Origin of the sequence: Methylobacterium sp. E-041 (genome assembly GCF_022829665.1) — a bacterium.
Taxonomy (GTDB): domain Bacteria; phylum Pseudomonadota; class Alphaproteobacteria; order Rhizobiales; family Beijerinckiaceae; genus Methylobacterium.
In genome coordinates, this window is the sequence record NZ_JAKSYQ010000114.1 from 1 (window position 1) to 2301 (window position 2301).

The window sequence follows — 2301 nt, forward strand, 5'->3', positions numbered from 1 at the left end:
ACGGCAAGGCCGAGCGCTTCATCCAGACCTCGCTGCGTGAATGGATCTACGCCGAGCCCTACGCCTCATCCGCCGAGCGGACACAAGCCATGAGCCCCTGGATCGACCACTACAACACCAGCCGAACCCACTCCGCCCTCAGCCGACAGACACCCTGGCAAAGCCTGAACAACCTTCTGGGCAACGACAGTTAGGCGCCCGCTGAGATCCTTGTCCATCGCCTCGGCATTGCCGCGGATGCCAGCCCTGTCGCCACTCTCGACGTTGGTGTTGAGCCCCTTTTGGAAACTCAGACCTGCGGAGAGCTTGGACTCGCGCTGACCCGCATCCCTCCGCGCCCTGGGGAAGAACCTAAAGAACGCATTAAATGCCCCAAATCATGGTAAAGCCATAGTTTACCAATCCTGGACATCTCTAAGTAATTCGGCACCACTATGAATGGCCTCGCTGCAAGCTGAACACAGCTGCAAGGGAGCTCTCTATGATCACGGACATTCACATCCGCCGGATGTTCATCGTGCTGTTTGCTTTTGCAGCAACAACAGTCCCGGTGCTGAAGCAGGTGCTGTCCTGAGTGTTTTGCCATTGAGTGAGAGGATGGGAGCCGGAAGAGATCAAGGACGGCTCATGAATGGCCCTCCGGATCCTCACGCAACTGCTGCGAAAACGATGCGGTCGGTGGCGCCGATCTCGATGGTGTAGGGCTGGATCTGGCCGATGTTGGAATAGGTGAGTAGGTGGCGCGGCTCTTTGGACGGGTCGGGCACCTTGCCCACCGAGCACCACAACGCGGGTTCGGAGAACGATGGCGTGACGAACGCTACGCAGGGGCCATTAAGGCCACCCGGCACCAAGGACTGCACGGTCGGGAGTGCGTTCGGGTCAGTCGGTGTAGTACCGGAGATGGTCAGCGTGGCGCTGGCGATCCGCGCGGGGCCTCGATGCTGAGGCGTGGTGCCGGGAGGATGAAGTTCAATGCGAATGGTACCGGTGACCATAAGGCTCTCCTGAAGCTCTGAGGGAGGAGACCGCAGCGGGGTGCCCCCTCCGCCGCGATCTCCGATGATCCCGCTGGCTTGGAGAGCGGGCGGTCTTGCCGGCCTTTGGATCCTGCCCCCCCTGGCTTGGGATCAGACGTAGGACAGGCTGGCTTGTCGCTGTTGGGCTGACCGGATCGCCCTCAATGGCGCGACTGGAGGCCCTCGCGGGTCGGCCGCGCAATCTCGTGTCAGGCCACGCGGCGCCAGAGCATCCCGTCGGCAGCATGGCGCTGATCACCCACCTGGTAGGCGGTGAAGGCGCTGGCGCGAGCGGCAGCAACAACCGTGCGCGCGTCGCTCGCGGGTGCCTTCCGCTCGGCTGCTTGCACGGAGGCAGACCAAGCCGCGAAGCGCTCAGCCTGCGTTGGCGTGCGTTCCGCCGCTCCGGGAGCGCGGTCCTTGCCCAGCACGCGACGCCAGTGAGCCTGATTGGCCTCGGTGTTCTCTCGGGTGATGGTCATGCGCGGTATCCCGTGTCGGATCTGAGGGGCTGAGGAAGGCTGCGCCAGATCGGCGGGGCATCCCGACCGAGACCGGGCAGCGTCACACGATGCGAGAGCGCGACATGCGGCTCGCCGGGTATGCTGGGCACTGCGACGCGGCGCTCGATCGTCTTGGCGACCCGATGCCGGAGATCGTTACCGGCCAGGATGCCGGCGGGCTGACCGGTCCGGGCGTCGACCCAGACGAGGTCACGCACGACCTCGGTGCGCATCGGGATGGTCTCGGTGCCGTTGAACGGCTCACCCGGCGGCACTGGCTCTGCGCCCTCCGGCAGGGCTGCGTTGGCCTCGGCGATCCGCGCTTCCTGCTCGCGCAGCTGGCCGAGCACGCCAGCTAGCTCCCGCGCCAGGACGACGTACCGATCAGCGAGTTTGGCCGCCTCAGCGCTGGCTTTCATGCCGACCTTGCGCAGGCCTTTTCGACGGGTCTGCTCAGCCTCGTGCTCGGCGCTCGCCTTGGCCTCGGCAGCGAGTGCCGCGGCGTGCTGAGCGGTGGCCTGATCGATACGGACCTTAGAGACGGCGATGCGGTGGTCGAGGTCGGCCACGTCGTCGGCGCTGCCGGTCAGCATCAGGTCTGGGCGGCTGGCCTCCAACGCAGTGCGCTCAGCAACAGCAGCATCGCGATCGGCCGCGATCTCCACTAGGTCGCGGACTCATAAAGTTCGCAGCCAGACCCGGACGGCAGCGAGTTTGACGCTGGCGAGGAAGTTGTCGGGATCCTTGTCGTAGCGGGTGGCGACGGCGCGGAAGTGCTT

4 protein-coding genes and 1 pseudogene are annotated in these 2301 nt (G+C 64.9%); 1 reads left to right on the plus strand and 4 read right to left on the minus strand.

All coding sequences use genetic code 11. The annotated features are described in order from the left end of the window. A partial coding sequence (locus MKK70_RS10210) for an integrase core domain-containing protein (RefSeq protein WP_243947408.1) occupies positions 1–194 on the plus strand: 194 nt, incomplete at its 5' end. 453 nt (positions 195–647) lie between these two features. On the opposite strand, the gene MKK70_RS10215 is transcribed toward MKK70_RS10210, so the two are convergent. From MKK70_RS10215 to MKK70_RS10230, 4 genes and pseudogenes are all read right to left on the minus strand, one after another. Continuing rightward, positions 648–998 (minus strand): hypothetical protein, encoded by a 351-nt coding sequence (locus MKK70_RS10215; protein ID WP_243947411.1) that lies wholly within the window; start codon positions 996–998, stop codon positions 648–650. Between the two features lie 230 nt (positions 999–1228). Beyond that, complete coding sequence (locus MKK70_RS10220) at positions 1229–1501, minus strand: hypothetical protein (RefSeq protein WP_243947413.1); 273 nt, start codon at positions 1499–1501, stop codon at positions 1229–1231. Then, positions 1498–2187, minus strand: coding sequence for a hypothetical protein (locus MKK70_RS10225; RefSeq protein ID WP_243947415.1), 690 nt, complete (start codon positions 2185–2187; stop codon positions 1498–1500). The genes MKK70_RS10220 and MKK70_RS10225 overlap by 4 nt, the downstream gene beginning before the upstream one ends. Before the next feature lie 12 nt (positions 2188–2199). Next, a pseudogene (locus MKK70_RS10230) lies at positions 2200–2301 on the minus strand (IS5/IS1182 family transposase); the annotation flags it as partial.